Annotated in this window: 15 protein-coding genes; 5 read left to right on the forward strand and 10 right to left on the reverse strand. The window is 74.0% G+C overall.

Annotated features, from left to right (window positions below):
* Positions 1–75 precede the first annotated feature (75 nt).
* Positions 76–1239, forward strand: a complete 1164-nt coding sequence (locus tag AB0O21_RS10245; RefSeq protein ID WP_365168663.1) for an alpha/beta fold hydrolase — start codon at positions 76–78, stop codon at positions 1237–1239.
* Between the two features lie 60 nt (positions 1240–1299).
* Here AB0O21_RS10245 and AB0O21_RS10250 read toward each other — a convergent pair whose 3' ends face one another.
* From AB0O21_RS10250 to AB0O21_RS10260, 3 genes are all read right to left on the reverse strand, one after another.
* A complete protein-coding gene (locus AB0O21_RS10250; protein ID WP_365168666.1) occupies positions 1300–2586 on the reverse strand; it encodes a ribonuclease D in 1287 nt (428 codons plus the stop codon).
* Positions 2587–2760: 174 nt separating this feature from the next.
* On the reverse strand, positions 2761–3423 hold the full coding sequence (locus AB0O21_RS10255; protein WP_007267191.1) for a response regulator transcription factor: 663 nt from the start codon (positions 3421–3423) through the stop codon (positions 2761–2763).
* Between the two features lie 265 nt (positions 3424–3688).
* Positions 3689–4345 (reverse strand): DUF3000 domain-containing protein, encoded by a 657-nt coding sequence (locus AB0O21_RS10260; protein ID WP_365168668.1) that lies wholly within the window; start codon positions 4343–4345, stop codon positions 3689–3691.
* A 91-nt stretch (positions 4346–4436) separates the two neighbouring features.
* Between AB0O21_RS10260 and hemE the strand changes: the two genes are divergently transcribed.
* Both hemE and AB0O21_RS10270 read left to right on the forward strand, forming a co-directional pair.
* Positions 4437–5504 carry a uroporphyrinogen decarboxylase gene (gene hemE, locus AB0O21_RS10265; protein ID WP_365168670.1) on the forward strand — a complete coding sequence of 356 codons (1068 nt, stop codon included), beginning with the start codon at positions 4437–4439 and terminating at the stop codon, positions 5502–5504.
* 70 nt (positions 5505–5574) lie between these two features.
* Positions 5575–6180: a hypothetical protein gene (locus AB0O21_RS10270; protein WP_365168672.1), complete on the forward strand. Its 606-nt coding sequence runs from the start codon at positions 5575–5577 to the stop codon at positions 6178–6180.
* Here the strand turns inward: AB0O21_RS10270 and AB0O21_RS10275 are convergent.
* Together AB0O21_RS10275 and AB0O21_RS10280 are read right to left on the reverse strand one after the other, a co-directional pair.
* Positions 6177–7559 (reverse strand): FAD-dependent oxidoreductase, encoded by a 1383-nt coding sequence (locus AB0O21_RS10275; RefSeq protein WP_365168674.1) that lies wholly within the window; start codon positions 7557–7559, stop codon positions 6177–6179. The two genes, AB0O21_RS10270 and AB0O21_RS10275, sit on opposite strands and share 4 nt — an antisense overlap.
* Before the next feature lie 61 nt (positions 7560–7620).
* Positions 7621–8631, reverse strand: coding sequence for a DUF4349 domain-containing protein (locus AB0O21_RS10280; protein ID WP_365168676.1), 1011 nt, complete (start codon positions 8629–8631; stop codon positions 7621–7623).
* Between the two features lie 138 nt (positions 8632–8769).
* Here AB0O21_RS10280 and hemG point away from each other — a divergent pair, with 138 nt between their 5' ends.
* Positions 8770–10230 (forward strand): protoporphyrinogen oxidase, encoded by a 1461-nt coding sequence (gene hemG, locus AB0O21_RS10285; protein ID WP_365168678.1) that lies wholly within the window; start codon positions 8770–8772, stop codon positions 10228–10230.
* Positions 10231–10253: 23 nt separating this feature from the next.
* A complete protein-coding gene (hemQ, locus tag AB0O21_RS10290; RefSeq protein ID WP_365168680.1) occupies positions 10254–10967 on the forward strand; it encodes a hydrogen peroxide-dependent heme synthase in 714 nt (237 codons plus the stop codon).
* 113 nt (positions 10968–11080) lie between these two features.
* Here hemQ and AB0O21_RS10295 read toward each other — a convergent pair whose 3' ends face one another.
* From AB0O21_RS10295 to AB0O21_RS10315, 5 genes are all read right to left on the reverse strand, one after another.
* Positions 11081–12817: an alpha/beta fold hydrolase gene (locus tag AB0O21_RS10295; protein WP_365168683.1), complete on the reverse strand. Its 1737-nt coding sequence runs from the start codon at positions 12815–12817 to the stop codon at positions 11081–11083.
* A gap of 85 nt (positions 12818–12902) precedes the next feature.
* Positions 12903–13691: a TIGR04222 domain-containing membrane protein gene (locus tag AB0O21_RS10300; protein ID WP_365168685.1), complete on the reverse strand. Its 789-nt coding sequence runs from the start codon at positions 13689–13691 to the stop codon at positions 12903–12905.
* 85 nt (positions 13692–13776) lie between these two features.
* Complete coding sequence (locus tag AB0O21_RS10305; RefSeq protein ID WP_365168688.1) at positions 13777–14805, reverse strand: TIGR04222 domain-containing membrane protein; 1029 nt, start codon at positions 14803–14805, stop codon at positions 13777–13779.
* Positions 14802–16184 carry a DUF692 domain-containing protein gene (locus AB0O21_RS10310; protein WP_365168690.1) on the reverse strand — a complete coding sequence of 461 codons (1383 nt, stop codon included), beginning with the start codon at positions 16182–16184 and terminating at the stop codon, positions 14802–14804. The genes AB0O21_RS10305 and AB0O21_RS10310 overlap by 4 nt, the downstream gene beginning before the upstream one ends.
* Positions 16185–16330: 146 nt before the next feature.
* Positions 16331–17107: a peptidyl-tRNA hydrolase gene (locus AB0O21_RS10315; protein ID WP_365168692.1), complete on the reverse strand. Its 777-nt coding sequence runs from the start codon at positions 17105–17107 to the stop codon at positions 16331–16333.
* Between the last annotated feature and the right edge of the window lie 44 nt (positions 17108–17151).

Consider the following 17151-nt stretch of genomic DNA (forward strand, 5'->3'; position numbering starts at 1 on the left):
ACCGGCCGGGGTCGGGCGGATTCTGTCCCCGCCGGGGCCCGTGGCCAGGGCCCCGCCGACAGAACGGAGTCCTGCATGCCCATCGTCACCACCGACCACGCCGTCAGGCACAAGTCCACCGTCCCCGCCAACGACGGCCAGCTGGTGGATCTCTTCGTGCGGGAACACGACGGGAGCGCGCCGAACACCCCGCCCGACAAGCGCCGGGCCGTCCTGATGCTGCACGGCAGGACCGTGCCGGGCCTGGCGGTCTACGACATCGGCACCGGCGACTACAGCTGGTCCCGGGAGCTGGCGAAGGTCGGGTACGACGTCTTCATCATGGACCTCCAGGGCATGGGGCGCTCACCGCGCCCCATGATGGACGACCCCTGCAACGCCAACCCGGCCCACCACGGCCGCATCCAGACCCCCAACCTGCCGTTGACCTACGACTGCTCCCCGTCCTACGCGCACCAACTGAACAACTCGCAGAGCGACTGGGACGAGGTCCACACCGTCGTCGAGTACATCAAGGACCTCCACGGCGTGGAGCAGCTGGACCTGATCGGCAACTCCGCCGCCGCCTTCCAGCTGGGCCCGTACACCATCCAGCAGCCGGACAACGTCCGGAGCCTGTTGCTCCAGGCCCCGGCCTTCCGGCCCGACGGCCAGCCCAGCAAGGCCGGGACCGAGTTCGGTGCCCCGTTCCCGATGCCCGTGGCCACGCCGCCGTACCCGATGAACATCGGTCTGAAGTCAGGCGTGCAGGCGGCGTGGGACAACGAGCTCGGCCCCGACTGCGACCAGCAGGCGCCGGGCATCGTCGACCTCGTCTGGGCCGAGATCATGGCCAGCGACGACAAGGGCCGCACCTGGGGGAAGGTGCTGCCCAACGGCCAGGTCGAAGGGGTGAACCGTCAGCGCCAGCCCTTCTGGTGGGGCTGGAACAAGCAGACCGTGCCGCTGCACGGTGTGCTCGGCGGTACCGTCCCCGTGCTCATCGTGTACGGGGAGCTGGACGAGACCGTGACCACGGCCGGCGTGTCGGTCACCGAGCTCTACAAGACCATCCCCGGTGCGCAGAAGCTGATGTTCAAATTGGCCTGCGCCAGCCACCAGATGGTCTGGGAGGGGCAGCGGACACTGCTGCACGAGATGTCGAAGCAGTGGCTCAAGAACACCAAGGTCTACGGCAAGTCCAGCGGCAGCTTCTACGTGGACAAGGACGGCAACCACTCGCCCCTGCCTGTGCCGTAGGAACGCCGAGAGCCCCCGGGTGACAGGGGGCTCTCGGGGGCGTCGTACCGGCCCGCGCGCTCAGGCCGTGGCCGCCGCCAGGGCCGTGACCAGCACGGGGGTCACCTGCTCGATCTGCCACGGGCGGGCCCCGTAGCCCGCCAGGGCCTCGGCCACCGCGTCCGCTTCGAGCCGCTGCGGCGGCTCCCAGCACAGCCGGCGGACCGTGTCCGGGGTGATCAGGTTCTCCTGCGGCAGGTTCAGCCGCTCCGCGAGCGCCGAGACGGCCGTGCGGGCCGCGGCGAGCCGGGCCGCCGCGGCCGGGTCCTTGTCCGCCCAGGAGCGCGGCGGCGGGGGGCCGGCCGGGGACGCCCCCGGCTGCGGCAGCTCGTTCTCGGGCAGTGCCTTCGCCCGGTCCACCGCCGCCATCCACTGCTCCAGCTGGCGCCGGCCCATCCGCTGCCCGTAGCCGGGCAGCACGGACAGCGCCTGCGCGTTCACCGGCAGCGCCAGCGCGGCCTCGACGATCGCGGCGTCGCCCAGCACCTTGCCGGGGGACACGTCGCGCCGCTGCGCGATCCGGTCCCGGGACTCCCACAGCTCCCGTACGACCGCCATCTGCCGGCGCCGGCGCACCTTGTGCATGCCCGAGGTGCGCCGCCACGGGTCCTTGCGGGGCGGGGCGGGCGGGGCCGCGCAGATCGCGTCGAACTCCTGGCGGGCCCACTCCAGCTTGCCCTGCCGGTCCAGCTCCTTCTCCAGAGCGTCCCGCAGGTCCACCAGCAGCTCCACGTCCAGCGCGGCGTAGCGCAGCCACGGCTCCGGGAGGGGGCGGGTGGACCAGTCGACGGCGGAGTGGCCCTTCTCCAGGGCGTAGCCGAGCACGCTCTCGACCATCGCGCCCAGTCCGACCCGGGGGAAGCCGGCCAGCCGGCCCGCGAGCTCCGTGTCGAAGAGGGAGGTCGGCATCATGCCTATTTCGCGCAGGCAGGGCAGGTCCTGGGTGGCGGCGTGCAGGATCCACTCGGTGCCGGACAGGGCCTCGCCCAGCGAGGACAGGTCGGGGCAGCCCACCGGGTCGATCAGCGCGGAGCCCGCGCCCTCGCGGCGCAGCTGCACCAGGTAGGCGCGCTGGCCGTAGCGGTACCCGGAGGCGCGCTCGGCATCGACGGCGACGGGGCCGGTGCCGGCGGCGAAGGCCGCGACCACCGCGGCGAGGGCCTCGGCGTCGGCGACCACGGGAGGGATGCCCTCACGGGGCTCCAGCAATGGAATCGGCGGCCCATCGGACGAACTGACGACTTCGTCCGGGGGGCCGCCCCCGGTGGTGGTGCGCAGGTCTGCTGCGGTCTCTTGGGCGTCGGTCACCGCTCAAGGGTATCCGTGGATGCGACGCGCCCGTCGCCGGAACGTTCCGTCGACGGGCGCGATCGGTATGCGGGGAGTTTGCGGGGAGTCTGCCGGGGGGCTCCCGGTCGGCTACCCGGCCGACTGTCCGGTCGGCTATCCGGTCGGCTATCCGGGAGCCCCGGCCGCCCGCGCTCAGTGGATGATCCCGGTCCGCAGGGCGACGGCGACCATCCCGGCCCGGTCGCCGGTGCCCAGCTTGCGGGCGATCCGGGCGAGGTGGGACTTGACGGTCAGGGCGGAGAGGCCCATCGAGACGCCGATGGCCTTGTTCGACTGGCCCTCCGCGACGAGGCGCAGGACCTCGACCTCGCGGCCGGAGAGCTCGCGGTAGCCGCCCGGGTGGCTCGGGGCACCCGGGGGGCGGCGGTGCATACGGGCGGCGGCGGCGCCGATGGGGGCGGCGCCGGGCCGGGTGGGGAGCCCGATGTTGGTCCGCGTACCGGTGACGACGTAGCCCTTCACTCCGCCCGCGAGGGCGTTGCGCACGGCGCCGATGTCGTCGGCGGCGGACAGGGCCAGGCCGTTGGGCCAGCCGGCGGCGCGGGTCTCGGACAGCAGGGTGAGACCGGAACCGTCGGGCAGGTGTACGTCGGCCACGCAGATGTCGCGCGGGCTGCCGACGCGGGGGCGGGCCTCCGCGATGGACGACGCCTCGATCACGTCACGGACTCCGAGGGCCCACAGATGGCGGGTCACGGTGGAACGGACGCGCGGGTCGGCCACGACGACCATGGCCGTCGGCTTGTTCGGGCGGTAGGCGACCAGGCTTGCGGGCTGCTCGAGAAGAACGGACACCTAGGCCTCCTGGGGGAGTGGCGGGACGGCCGGCTCGGGGAAGGAAGCCGGTGCGAACCGTGCGGATGGTCACTGACTCCTTCGGCACGTCACCCGCCCGGCTTTAGGGAATGATCACGATTTGGTGAGTAACAATTCGGGCAATTCGGACGCACGATCGATCATAGGGTGATCAGAAGCCCGCAACGGATGCCGCGTTCCGACACTCCGCCACGGGCTTCGACCGGCTGTTCCCCGGATTTCGCGCGGCCGTACGGCCGGATCGCTACGGGTGGTGCGGACCGCGCCGCTGTGGCAGGGAGACCACTCCCGTGACCGTGTCCGTCGGACCCACCGGCGGCAGCCCCGCGATCTGGCACAGGAGCTCGCACCACGCCGCCAGGTGCGCCGAGGTGTCCGGCACCCCGCCCACCCCCTCGCGGGGCGTCCACGAGGCCCTGATCTCGATCTGCGTCGCCGGACGCCGCTCCGCGAGCCCGCCGAAGTAGTGCGAGCTCGCCATGGTCACGGTCCCGCTCGGCTCCCCGTAGGTCAGCCCGCGCGCCTCCAGCGCCCCCGTCAGCCAGGACCAGCACACCTCCGGGAGGAGCGGGTCCACGGCCATCTCCGGCTCCAGCTCCGCCCGTACGAGCGTCACCAGCCGGAACGTCCCCTGCCAGGCCTCGTGCCCGGCCGGATCGTGGAGCAGGATGAGCCGGCCGTCGGCCAGATCGTCCTCCCCCTCCACGACCGCCGCCTCCAGCGCGTAGGCGTACGGCGCCAGTCTCTGCGGCGGCTTGGTGGGATCGATCTCGATCCCCGTGCGCAGCCTCGCCTTCTTCAAGCCGTCGACCGCCCGCCGGAACGGGAGCGGGACGGAGCTCTCCTTCGCGCTGTCCGTACCGTCAGCGCCATCTGAAAATCGTCCCTGAGCCGCAGCCATGCCGGGAAGACTAGGCGGAACGAGCGCCCGTACGGCGCAGCCACACCCGCGCCGGGCCGGGCACTTCTTCATACGTGCGAAGATTCAGGTCGTGAGCGCCAACGAAAACCGCCCCACGGGCCAGCCGAGTCAGACGTACGATTCCGCCTTCCTGAAGGCGTGCCGGCGGGAGCCGGTGCCGCACACCCCGGTGTGGTTCATGCGGCAGGCCGGGCGCTCCCTCCCCGAGTACCGCAAGGTGCGCGAGGGCACGGCCATGCTGGAGTCCTGCATGCGCCCCGACCTGGTCACCGAGATCACCATGCAGCCGGTGCGGCGCCACAACGTCGACGCGGCGATCTTCTTCTCCGACATCGTGGTCCCGCTGAAGGCCATCGGCGTCGACCTGGACATCAAGCCGGGCATCGGCCCGGTCGTCGCCCAGCCGATCCGCCGCCGCGAGGACCTCGCACAGCTGCGCGACCTCACCCCGGAGGACGTCTCGTACGTCACCGAGGCGATCGGCATGCTCACGGGTGAACTGGGCTCCACGCCGTTGATCGGTTTCGCGGGCGCTCCTTTCACCCTCGCGAGCTACCTCGTCGAGGGCGGCCCCTCCAAGAACCACGAGCACACCAAGGCCCTGATGTACGGGGACCCCGAGCTGTGGGCGGACCTGCTGGACCGCCTCGCCGAGATCACCTCCGCCTTCCTCAAGGTCCAGATCGAGGCCGGTGCCTCCGCGGTCCAGCTCTTCGACTCCTGGGTCGGCGCGCTGGCCCCGGCGGACTACCGCCGCTCGGTGATGCCGGCGTCGGCGAAGGTCCTGGAGTCCGTCGCCTCGTACGGCGTCCCCCGCATCCACTTCGGCGTGGGCACGGGCGAGCTGCTCGGCCTGATGGGCGAGGCCGGCGCGGACGTCATGGGCGTCGACTACCGGGTCCCGCTGGACGAGGCCGTCCGCCGCGTCGGCCCCGGCAAGGCGCTCCAGGGCAACCTGGACCCGGCCGTCCTCTTCTCCACCCCGGAGGCGGTGGAGGCCAAGACGGACGAGGTCCTGGCGGCCGCGGCCGGCCTGGAGGGCCACGTCTTCAACCTGGGCCACGGCGTCCTCCCGACGACGGACCCGGACGCGCTGACCCGCCTCGTGGACTACGTCCACACCAAGACGGCCCGCTGAGCCCCAGCAAGATCGAAACGTCGGTACTGTGCCGTGCATGACAGGGCACAGGCCGACGTTTCGCATATCCGTGAACTTCACCAGTCTGTCCGAGGACCTGCGGCACCCCGCCGTCGACGGATTCCTGTCCGCCGTGGACAGCTCGATGAACAGCAACACCCTGCTGCTCAAGGCGGCCGTCGACGTGCCGGTCACGACGGAGAACCGGCAGCACGTCCTGTGCGCCTTCCTGCGGAGCGCCCGGTTCGAGGAGATGATGCTCGCCGCCGACCACGAGCGCGACTGGTACAACCTGTCGGACTACTACGAGCCGGCTCCGCTGGAACGGCCCCTGCCGCGTGAGGGGTTCCTCGCGACGATCAGCCCGCTCGACCACGCGGGATTCCTGGCACGGCTGCGCTGGATGCTCTGCGAGGCGTTCAGCCCCTACGGCAAGCACTACGCCGCGTCGGACGCCGAACCGCTGGTCCGCGAGTTCGCCGAGCAGCTGCTCGGCCCGGACGGCTCCACCTGGCAGTTCGGCTCGGTCGAGCCCGACTTCCTGCGCTCGACCGGCTACTACAGCGGCGAAGAGCCGCTCCGGCCGGTGTACTTCGACGGCGACGACTCCGACACGGCCACGTTCGTCCATCGTGACCGCGTCTGCTACCTGCTCCTGACCAACGGCTCTCCCTAGACCCCCGCCGCCCGCACCGCCGACACCGCCTTGCGGGCCGCCACCAGGATGGGGTCCCAGACCGGGGAGAACGGGGGCGCGTAGCCCAGGTCCAGCGAGACGAGCTGCTCCACCGTCATGCCCGCCGTCAGGGCGACCGCCGCGATGTCCACCCGCTTCGCGGAACCCGCGCCGCCGACGATCTGGACGCCCAGCAGCCGGCCCGTGCGGCGTTCCGCCAGCATCTTCACCGTCATCTCCGCCGCGCCCGGGTAGTAGCCCGCCGTGTTCGTCGAGCGGATGGTCGCCGTCACGAACCGCAGGCCCGCCTCCAGCGCGTCCCGCTCGCGCAGCCCCGTACGGGCGATCTCCAGGTCGCAGACCTTGCTGACCGCCGTGCCGACGACGCCGGGGAAGGTCGCGTAGCCGCCGCCGATGCCCGAGCCGATGACCTGGCCGTGCTTGTTGGCGTGCGTGCCCAGCGGGATGTGCCGGGTGCGGCCCGCGACGAGGTCCAGGACCTCCACGCAGTCGCCGCCCGCCCAGATGTTCCCGTGGCCCCGGACCCGCATCGAGAGATCCGTGAGGAGGCCGCCCGAGGGGCCGAGGGGGAGGCCCGCGGCGCGGGCGAGGGAGGTGCGGGGTTCCACGCCGATGCCGAGGACGACCACGTCCGCCGGGTACTCCCCGCCCGACGCCGTGGCCACCGCGCGGGCCCGGCCCTCCTCGTCGGTGAGGATCTTCGTCACCTCGGCGCGGGAGACCGTACGGATCCCCATGCCGTTCATCGCGCTGTGCACCAGGCCGCCCATGTCCGGGTCCAGGGTGGCCATCGGCTGCTCGCCCCGGTGCAGGACGGTGACCTCGTAGCCCCGCCCGACCAGCGCCTCCGCCATCTCCACGCCGATGTAGCCCGCGCCGACGACGACCGCCCGGCGGCCCTCCGTACGCTCCAGTGCCTCCATGAGGCGCTGGCCGTCGTCCAGGGTCTGGATGCCGTGGACCCCGTGTGCGCCGATGCCGGGGAGCCGGGGGCGGACGGGCCGGGCCCCCGTGGCCAGGACGAGCTTGTCGTAGCCCGTCCAGGATTCGGATCCGGTGTCCAGATCGCGGGCGCGCACCCGCGATCCGGCCAGGTCGAGCTCCAGCACCTCCGTACGGGTGCGCAGGTCGATGTGCCGGGCGCGGTGCTCCTCGGGGGTGCGGGCGATCAGGTCGTCCCGCTCGGCCACCTGGCCGCCGATCCAGTACGGGATCCCGCACGCGGAGTACGAGGTGAAGTGCCCGCGCTCGAAGGCGACGATCTCCAGCTCCGCCGGGCCCTTGAGCCGGCGGGCCTGCGACGCGGCGGACATCCCCGCCGCGTCGCCGCCGACCACCACCAGTCGTTCCGTCCCCATGTGCCCATGCCCCTTCGCCGCCGTCCACCGGATGGTGAACACGCTACGGGCGAACGTGCGTTCAGTCCTGGACGTCGGTCCCGGTGTCCGAAGTCCCGGCCGCGGAGCGGGCCGCCGGGACCGGGGTGCGATCAGGGGCCGGGGCCGGGGCCGGTGCCGGGACCGGCTTCGGCGCTGCCGGGCGCAGCCGCCGGTAGAGGCGGAAGCCGAGCCCCGCCACCGCGGCCACCGCCGCGAACGGCAGGAGCGCGCCGACCGCCACCGTCAGGTACCGCACGAGCTTCGTGAAGACGTCCCAGCCGCCGTGCAGCGCGCCCAGGAACGTGGGCTCCTTCTCCTTCTTCTTCACCACCACCGGCGTCGCGGCCGGCTCGGAGACCTCCAGGGTGATCGTGCCCATCGAGGTCTGGTCCTTGAGCGCCGTCTGCTGCGCGAGCAGCGACTCCAGGTCCGACTGGCGCCGGCTCAGCTCGCTCTCCAGCATCACCACGTCGCTCAGCGTCGAGGCCTTGCCCATCATCTCCCGCACCCGCGCCACGCTGGCCTGCTGCGAGGCGACCCGGCTGCCGATGTCGGCCACCTTCTCGGTGACGTCCTGCGCGTCGACCTTGCGGTGCAGGAGCTTCCCGCTGCCCTCCATCGCGCCGAGCACCGCGTCGTAGCGCTCGCCGGGCACCCGCAGGGTCAGCGTGGAGGTCATCCGGCCGTTCTCGCCGCGCCGGGTGGACTCGGTGCCGACGTAGCCGCCCGCTCCCTCGGCCGCGGTGCGGGCCGCCGCGAGGGTCTTCTGCGCGTCCGCCGTCTCGATGCCCAGGGTCGCCGTGCGGATGACGTTCGGGCGGACCGCGACCGGCGGCTGCTGCCCGTTCTTGTCCGCCGCCTGCGGCGCGCCCGCGGCGGCGCCCGGCTTGCCCTGGGCCGGCGCCTGGGCCGCGCCCTCCTGCGGCGCGACCGCCGCCTTGCTGTCGGAAGAGCTCCCCGCGCCGGCGCCGCAGCCGGTGAGCGCGAGAGCCCCGGCGAGGGAGAGGGCGGCCAGGGCCGCCGCGGAACGGTGTCTCTGTGGAGCGGTCATGCTGCAAACCCCCGAGGATCGGCTGGTGTTGCCCGTTCGACGTGCGCGGGCCCGGCGCGGGTTTCGCACGCGCGGTTCCGGGCCGGTCCCGATGCGGTCACGTTCCGGCCTCGGAGATCGATCTGAGACGATGTGTCCATGCACGAAGCGGACATGCGTACGGATCGCCCCGGCCCGGCCCGGCACGTCGTCGTCATCGGCGGCGGCATCGCGGGCCTCGCGGCAGCCCACCGGCTGCTCGCCGACGGCGCCCGCGTCACGCTGCTGGAGGCCGGCGACCGGCTCGGCGGCAAGCTGTACGCCGGTGAACTCGCCGGCGCCCGCGTCGACCTCGGCGCCGAATCCGTGCTCGCCCGCCGCCCCGAAGCCGTGGAGCTCGCCCGCGCCGTCGGCCTCGGCGAAGCCCTCCAGCCGCCCGCCACCGCCACCGCCCACCTGTGGACCCGGGGCGCCCTGCGGCCGATGCCCCGCGGGCACGTCATGGGCGTCCCCGGCGACCTGGCACCCCTCGCCGCCTCCGGAGTGCTCTCCCCGGAAGGCCTGGCCCGGATCGAGGCCGAGCGCGACCTGCCGCCCGCCGAGATCGGCGAGGACGTCGCCGTCGGCGAGTACGTCGCCGCCCGCCTCGGCCGCGAGGTCGTCGACCGGCTCGTGGAACCCCTCCTCGGCGGGGTCTACGCGGGCAACGCCTACCGCATCTCCATGCGCGCCGCCGTGCCCCAGCTCTTCGAGGCCGCCCGCACCCACCGCCTGCTCGGCGACGGCGTGCGCGAACTCCAGCGCCGCGCCGAAGCCGCGCCCCGGCAGGCCGGCCCGGTCTTCGCGGGCATCGACGGCGGCATCGGGCGGCTCCCGCTCGCCGTGGCCGAGGCCTGCAGGGCCGCCGGAGCCCGCCTCCTCACCGGCACCCCCGTGCGCGAGGTCGTCCGTACGGCCGAAGGCTGGCGGGTGGTGGCGGACGGCGAGGCCATCGAGGCCGACGGCGTGGTCCTGGCCACCCCGGCCGGGCCCGCCGCCCGGCTGCTCGACACCCTCGCGCCGGCCGCCGCGGCCGAGCTGCGCGGGGTCGAGTACGCCTCCATGGCCCTGGTCACGATGGCCTTCCGGCGCTCCGACCTGCCGGCCGCGGTCGCCGGGGGCGGCGCCAGCGGGTTCCTCGTACCGCCCGTCGACGGCCGGACCATCAAGGCGTCCACCTTCTCCAGCAACAAGTGGGCCTGGGCCGGTGCCGACCCGGAGCTCTTCCTGCTGCGGACCTCGGTCGGCCGCTACGCCGACGAGGCCGATCTGAAACGCGAGGACGGGGAGCTCGTCGACATCTCCCTCGCCGACCTGGGCCAGGCCGTCGGCCTCGCGGCCCGGCCGGTCGCCTCCACCGTCACCCGCTGGGACGGCGGCCTGCCCCAGTACCCCGTCGGCCACCTCGCCCGCGTCGAGCGGATCCGCGGCGCCGTCGCGGCCCTGCCCGGCCTCGCGGTGTGCGGGGCGCTCTACGACGGAGTGGGCATTCCGGCCTGCATCGCCAGCGCCGGCAAGGCCGCGGACGCGGTGATCGCCTCGCTCGGGACGCGTTCGGTACCCCCTGGCACAGACCACTGATCGGCACACGGGACAATAGGCACATGACTGCACCAGAGAAGATCCCCAACGCGGGGAAGAAGGCGAAGGACCTCAACGAGGTCATCCGCTACACCCTGTGGTCCGTCTTCAAGCTGAAGGACGTACTGCCCGAGGACCGCACCGGCTACGCCGACGAGGTCCAGGAGCTCTTCGACCAGCTGGCGGCCAAGGACATCACCGTCCGCGGCGCCTACGACGTCTCGGGCCTGCGCGCCGACGCCGACGTCATGATCTGGTGGCACGCCGAGACGGCGGACGAGCTGCAGACCGCCTACAACCTGTTCCGCCGCACCAAGCTGGGCCGCGCGCTGGAGCCGGTGTGGTCGAACATGGCCCTGCACCGCCCGGCCGAGTTCAACAAGTCGCACATCCCGGCCTTCCTCGCCGACGAGGTCGCGCGCGAGTACGTCAGCGTCTACCCCTTCGTGCGCAGCTACGACTGGTACCTGCTGCCCGACGAGGACCGCCGCCGCATGCTCGCCGACCACGGCAAGATGGCCCGCGGGTTCCCGGACGTGCGCGCGAACACCGTCGCCTCCTTCTCGCTCGGCGACTACGAGTGGCTGCTGGCCTTCGAGGCCGACGAGCTGTACCGCATCGTCGACCTGATGCGCCACCTGCGCGCCTCCGAGGCCCGTATGCACGTCCGTGAAGAAGTCCCCTTCTACACCGGACGCCGCAAGTCCGTCGCCGATCTGGTGGCCGGGCTCGCCTGATACCTCCCCTGGGGGGAAGGGCCGGAGGACGACCACACCGTTCGGTGAGCTCCTCCGGTGGATCGGGAGGCCCTGCCCCCGAAACGACGCAGCCGGAGATCCCGCCCGGAAGTTCAGACGACTGGCGACAGCAGTGCCCCGGGGGTGGCCCCGAGGGTGCTCGCTGCCCGGTCGTCCAGCGACACCGGTGCGGGCTCCGGATGCGGCGCACACGTGACACGCCACCCCGAGGTGTCACCCGTCAGCAGATACCGCTCCACGTGTCGGTCCACGCAGCCGTTGCGTCCACCGACCACTCCGTGCGAGCCGGACCCCGACTCCGTGACCAGCGCCGCCTCGCTCCCGAGCCGCCGCTGGAGCTCCAGCGCGCCCGGGTACGGGGTCGCCCCGTCGCGTTCCGCCGCCACGATCAGGGTGCGGGGGAGCTGCGGCCCTGCCGGGCGGGCCCCGACCGCCACCGGGCGCTGCCGCTCGCGCACCGGCCAATAGGCGCACGGGAGGTTCAGGAAGGCATTGGGCCAGGTCTCGAAGGGGGCCGTGCGGGCCAGTTCGGTGTGGTCCCGGTCCCAGGCCGCCCAGTCCGCGGGCCAGGGGGCGTCGTTGCACAGCACCGCCGTGTAGACGGCCGTCGCGTTCTCGGTGGCTGCGGCCGAAGCCGGGTCGGGCGCGGCCTGGCGGACCAGTTCCGCCGGATCGCCGCGCAGGAAGGCCGCCAGGGCCGCCGCCCGGTCCGGCCACACGTCGTCGTAGTACGCGGCCTGGAGGTAGGCGGCCTGGAGCTCGCCGGTGCCGACGGTGCCGCCGGCGGGGGTACGGGCCAACGCGGCCCGGACGCGGTCGTAGGCGGCCTGCACGCCGGCGGGGGTTTCGCCCAGGCGGTAGGTGCGGTGGTGGCGGGCGGCCCAGGCGCGGAAGTCGTACCAGCGGCGCTCGAAACCGGCGGCCTGGCCGAGCTGGGCGCGGTACCAGACGCGGCCCGGATCGGGATCGACCGCCGAGTCGAGGACCATCCGGCGGACGTGGCCGGGGTACAGCGTGGCGTAGACGGCGCCGAGGTACGTGCCGTAGGAGCCGCCCATGAAGGTCAGCCGGCGCTCGCCGAGCGCGGCGCGCAGCACGTGCAGGTCGCGGGCGTTGTTCAGCGTCGTGTAGTACGGCAGCGCGGCGCCGGCGCGCCGGGCGCAGCCGCGGGCGTACTCCCGGGCGGCGGCCACGCGTTGACGTTTGTACGCGGGGGAGGGGGCGGCCGGGACCTGGGTGGGGCCCGTGCGGGCGGCGTGGTCCTGGCAGGACAGCGGGGCGGAGCGGCCGACGCCGCGCGGGGCGTACCCGACGAAGTCGTAGGCGGCGGCGACGCGCCGCCACTCGGGGAGCCCGGCGGCGAGCGGGAAGTGCATCCCGGACGCCCCGGGCCCGCCGGGATTGTTCACGAGGGCGCCCTGGCGGCGTGCGCCGCCCGCTCCGGTGGCCCGGACCCGGCTGACGGTGAGGTGGATCCGGGGGCCGTCGGGGCGGGCGTAGTCGAGCGGTACGCGGAGCGCCGCGCACTGCACGCTGCCGGGCAACCCCTCGGCGTGCGGGCACGCCCCGAACCGGAGCCCTTCGCCTCCGGCGGGGGCTCCGGCGGGGGCGGGGCGGCCGGTTCCGCCGGGGCCGGCGGGGGCGGGGCGGCCGGTTCCGCCGGGGCCGGCGGCGCGGCGGGCCGCCAGGTCGGCGCCCGCGGCTTCGGCCGCGAGGCGGGCGGCGGCCGGGTCGGCTGTCGCGGCGGCGGGAGTGGCCGTGGCGCAGAGGGCAGCAGAGAGGGCGAGCGCCGCCGCGGCAGCGGTGTGGCGGGGGGAACATCGACGCATGGCGGGTCGGCCCTTCGGGTCATCCGATGAGCCGACTAAAGGGCCGGGTGGGGGCCTTGTAAAGGACGGGGCGGTGGTGTCGGCCTCATTGGTCCCGTTGCCGCGGGATCCGGCCCCGGTTGCCGTAGCCCAGGGCCGCTCGGAGGTCGGGGTCGCCGACCGCGCGTACGCCTCGTACGGCCACCGCGGTCAGTGGCTCCGCGCCGTTGTCCTCCCGGTCCAGTGCGACCAGCAACCGCTGTCCGGCCGGGGAGGCCCAGGGAGAGTGCAGGTACCCGTCGAAGCCGGCTATCGCCAGGCAGCCCAGGGTGAGGACCAGCGGCAGCGAGAACCAGGCCAGGACGATGCCGGTCGCGGTCCCCTCCGCCGGGACCGCGAGGGCGGCGGCGGCCATCGCGAGGACCAGCAGGGTGGCCCCCCGGACGGCCCGGATCCCCTCGCCGACCCCGGCGCGGACCCCCTCGGTCAGTGCGAGCCCCGCCTCGCCCAGCCGGTCCGCGAGGTCCCGTACGGCCGTGTTCCCCGCCACCGTGGACCGTAGCTCCGCCACCGGAGACTGCCCGTCCGGGCCGAACGCCCCCAGCACCGACCGCTCGTGCGGATCGCGCCCGACGGGATCGACGACGGTGGCCCACCCGGTGTGGGCGAGCAGCAGCCGGCGCTGGCGCTGCATCGAGAGCAGCGTCAGGTCGGCCACCCGCGCGGGGCCGCCGGCGAGGTAGGCGGCCTCGTAGAGGCTCAGCTCCTCGTGGCGGTGGTGCGGGACGGCGGAGCCGGTGGTGGGCTCCGCCGCCCGGGTGGCGGCTCTCAGGAGGCGGGTGCACGAGAGGAGCACCCCGGCCCAGGCGGCCAGCAGGAACAGGACCCAGAACATTTCCGCTTTCTACAAGCGGTTGATCTGCCTGGTGAAGGGGTTCGCGGACAGGGCGGGCACCTTGTGATGCGACCGTGATGGGACGTCAGAAGCTGCTGGAGCTGCTGGAACAGCTGGATCCGGACGAACTGCTACAACTCGAACCGCTGCTGCTGGAGCAGCTCGAACTGCTGCCGGAGCTCCCGCAACCGCCGCCCGAGGAGGACCCGCAGCCCGCCCCCGACCCGCAGCTCGATCCGCCCCCGCCGCCGTCGCTCCCCGCGCACCAGACCACCGGGACGATCTCGTGGGAGGAACCGGACGAGCAGCCGGAGGCGTGCGAGCGGTGCGCACGGGCCCCGGACTGGGCCGCGGCCAGCCGGGTGCCGCGTGCGGCGGGCACCAACTGCTGCCGCAGGTAAGGGTCCCGCAGGCCGCGCAGCCCGAGCAGCGACACCTGCACGTACGAGCTCTGGTCGTTCTGGTACGCGCGCCGCATCGAGTGCAGCGCCCGGATCCCCGCCGGGGTGAGCCGGGTCTTGGCCCGGGCCGCGCAGACCGCGCCCACCACGATTCCGGCCAGCAGCACCGGCAGCACCAGCGTGACGAACGGCGCCGGCGTGTCGGGCTGGGCGACGGCCCCCAGGATGGTCAGCGGCAGCGACAGCGGGATGAGGACCGTGCACACGGCGGTCTGGGTCAGCCCCCAGCGGCGCCAGATCCGACCGGATCCGGGCGGCGAGAGCAGCCCGCGGGCCGCGAGCGCGTCCCCGATCTCCTGGACTGCCGGGTCGAGCATGGCGGCGTACCGCACCTGGTACAGCCACCCCGAGGGCGCCGCCTGGTGAGCCTGGAGGACGGCCCGCTCGGCGGGGTCGTTCGCCCGGGCTCCGGGCCACACCTGGACGATGCCGGGGCCGCCGCCGACGAGACGGGTGTCCGCGAGCATCGTGGCGAGCGCGGCGTCCACGACGTTGGCGGGCCCGCCCACGAGGAACGCCGCCTCCGAGAGGTCGTGCAGCGCGGCTGCTCCGGGGGACGGGGGCCGCGAGCGGCGCAGGCCGCGCACCAGGAGCACGGAGGACACGACGAGTGCGATCCAGATCGCGACGGCCAGGAATCCGAGGAAGCTCATGCCGCCCTCCCCACCAGCGTCCGCGCCCACCGCACGATCCGGCGGGGAGGGCGTACCCCGGCCCGCTCCCGCCACCAGGCGGTGAGCCGGCGCCGGGCGGCCGGGTCGGCCGGCAGGTCCCGGACCAGCAGGTGCTCGGCGAAGTCGAGCGCGTCGCGGCGGTAGCCGCCGGTCATCGGGCGGCTCTTGGCGTACGCGAGGAACGCCTCGCGGTACGGACCGGAGCCGCCGAGGATCCCGGGCAGCTCGGGCGCCACCTTGGCCACCACGTCGGCCCGCTTGGCGGCCAGCGCCCGGGCCTGGACCCGGATCCGCGGACGGTCGAACCCCTCGGGCACGGGCGTCCCGGCGACCAGCGCAGACAGCAGCGCGGCCTGCGCGAGCCCCACCCGGGTCCGGGTCGCCTCGGCGACGCCGCGTTCCGACGGGGACGGGGGTGCGGTGGGGCGTCCCCGCAGGGCGTCGAACGCAACCATGGCTCGGCCCTCCGACCCGTGGAAACCTTCGGCGCCCGAGGAGACGCCCCGGCGCGCCTCCGGCACCGGCGGAACCCCCTCCACCGGCGCAGCCTCCAGCACCGAGCGGATCGCGGTCAGTTCGCCGGCGAGCTCCGCCTCCGCCGGGAAGTCGTCGTCCCGTTCCAGCAGCACCCCCGGCGGGTCCACCCGGGAGCGGAGGCCGGCGAGCAGGTCGAGTACCACCGGCGGCACCGGGTGCGCGTGCGTGTCGTGCCAGACGCCGCCCTTCTCCACGCCGCCCGCCACGTGCACGTACGCCAGCGCCTCCAGTGGGATCGAGTCGAGCACGGCGGCCGGGTCATCGCCCCGGTTGACGCGGTTGGTGTGCAGGTTGGCCACGTCGATGAGCAGGCGGACGCCGGTCCGCTCGACCAGCTCGGTCAGGAACTGGCCCTCCGTCAGCTCCTCGTCCGGCCAGGAGATCAGCGCGGCGATGTTCTCCAGCGCCAGCGGCACCGGCAGGGCGTCCTGCGCGATCCGCACGTTCTGGCACAGCACGTCCAGTGCGTCGCGCGTGCGCGGCACCGGCAGCAGGTGCCCCGCCTCCAGCGCGGGCGAGGAGGTCCGTACGAAGGCGATGTGCTCGGTGACGATCGGCGCCCCCAGCGCTACCGCCCGCTCGCCGAGCGCCGCGAGCTTCGCCGGGTCGGGGCGGTCGGCGCCGCCGATGCCGAGGGAGACCCCGTGCGGTACGACGCGGACACCGCGCTCGCGCAGCCGCACCAGGGATTCGGGCAGGTGGCCCGGGCAGATGTTCTCGGCCACCACCTCGACCCAGTCGAGGCCGGGCAGCCGCTCGACGGCGTCCGCGATCTCCGGCCGCCAGCCGATCCCCACTCCCAGTCGTTCCATGGGCTTCATGTCCCCCGCCCCCTTCGGTCCGGCCGTGATCCGATGTCACCGGTCACCGGTGTGATGGCCCCGCCGGAGCCGGGCCAACCCGCCGGTAGGGACGTTCAGAGCAACATTTGAGGTTCCCCGGGCCTCGGGCCGCGACCCGCCGGGCGCTAGAGCCGGGCCCGCAGCGCCGGGTGGTCCGCGACCACCGTGCAGGAGCCGGGCGCGATCTCCGTGAAACCGGCGTCCCGGACGACCGGCAGCCCGCTCCCGCTCAGCTCGGCCCACCGCTCGCGCGGGGCCGTCCGTACCGCCAGGCGGAAGCCGGCGGCCTGCCACAGCCCGCGCTCCGCGTCCGTCAGCTCCCACCACGCCAGCTGCGCCCCGTGCCCGGCCTGGGCCATCGCCTTGCCGGCCGACATGTCGAGGTCGGGGTTGAGCCACAGCACGGGCAGCCCCGGCTCGCTCTCCGGGCCGACCGGTTCGGGGTCGTCCAGGTCGGTGCCCGACACCTGGAGCTTGGCCAGTTCCTTGGGCCAGCCGTCGAGCGGCACCGGAGGGAAGACCCGTACCTCGGACGTGTCGCCGTGCACCGTGACACCCGGCAGGGTCTCGGCCTTGCGCCACTCCGCCCCGCGCGCCCGCCGGACCACCTTGCGGATCCGCGCGTCCTGCCAGTCCCGCACCGCCTCGGCCCACTCGCCCCCGTCGCGCGCCCGCTCGTCGCTCAGCAGGACCAGCACCGCGCGGGCCGCCGTCTCCAGGGCGTCCGTCCGGGCGGGCGGCTCCGCCTTCTCGATCCGCACCACCAGCGGCAGGACGAACTGCGGGGCCTCGTCGCGCAGGACGTGCTCCTGCCGGAACGGGCTGTCCGCCCCGACGGCGGGAACGGCCGCGGGTACGGCCGCGGGTACCTCTGTGGTGTGGTTCGGGTGCTGGCTGCTCATCCCGCCAAGGATGCCAGGCTCCCCCTTCAGGATGATGTCCCGGG

The organism is Streptomyces sp. NPDC091371 (assembly GCF_040684275.1).
Taxonomy (GTDB): Bacteria; Actinomycetota; Actinomycetes; order Streptomycetales; family Streptomycetaceae; genus Streptomyces.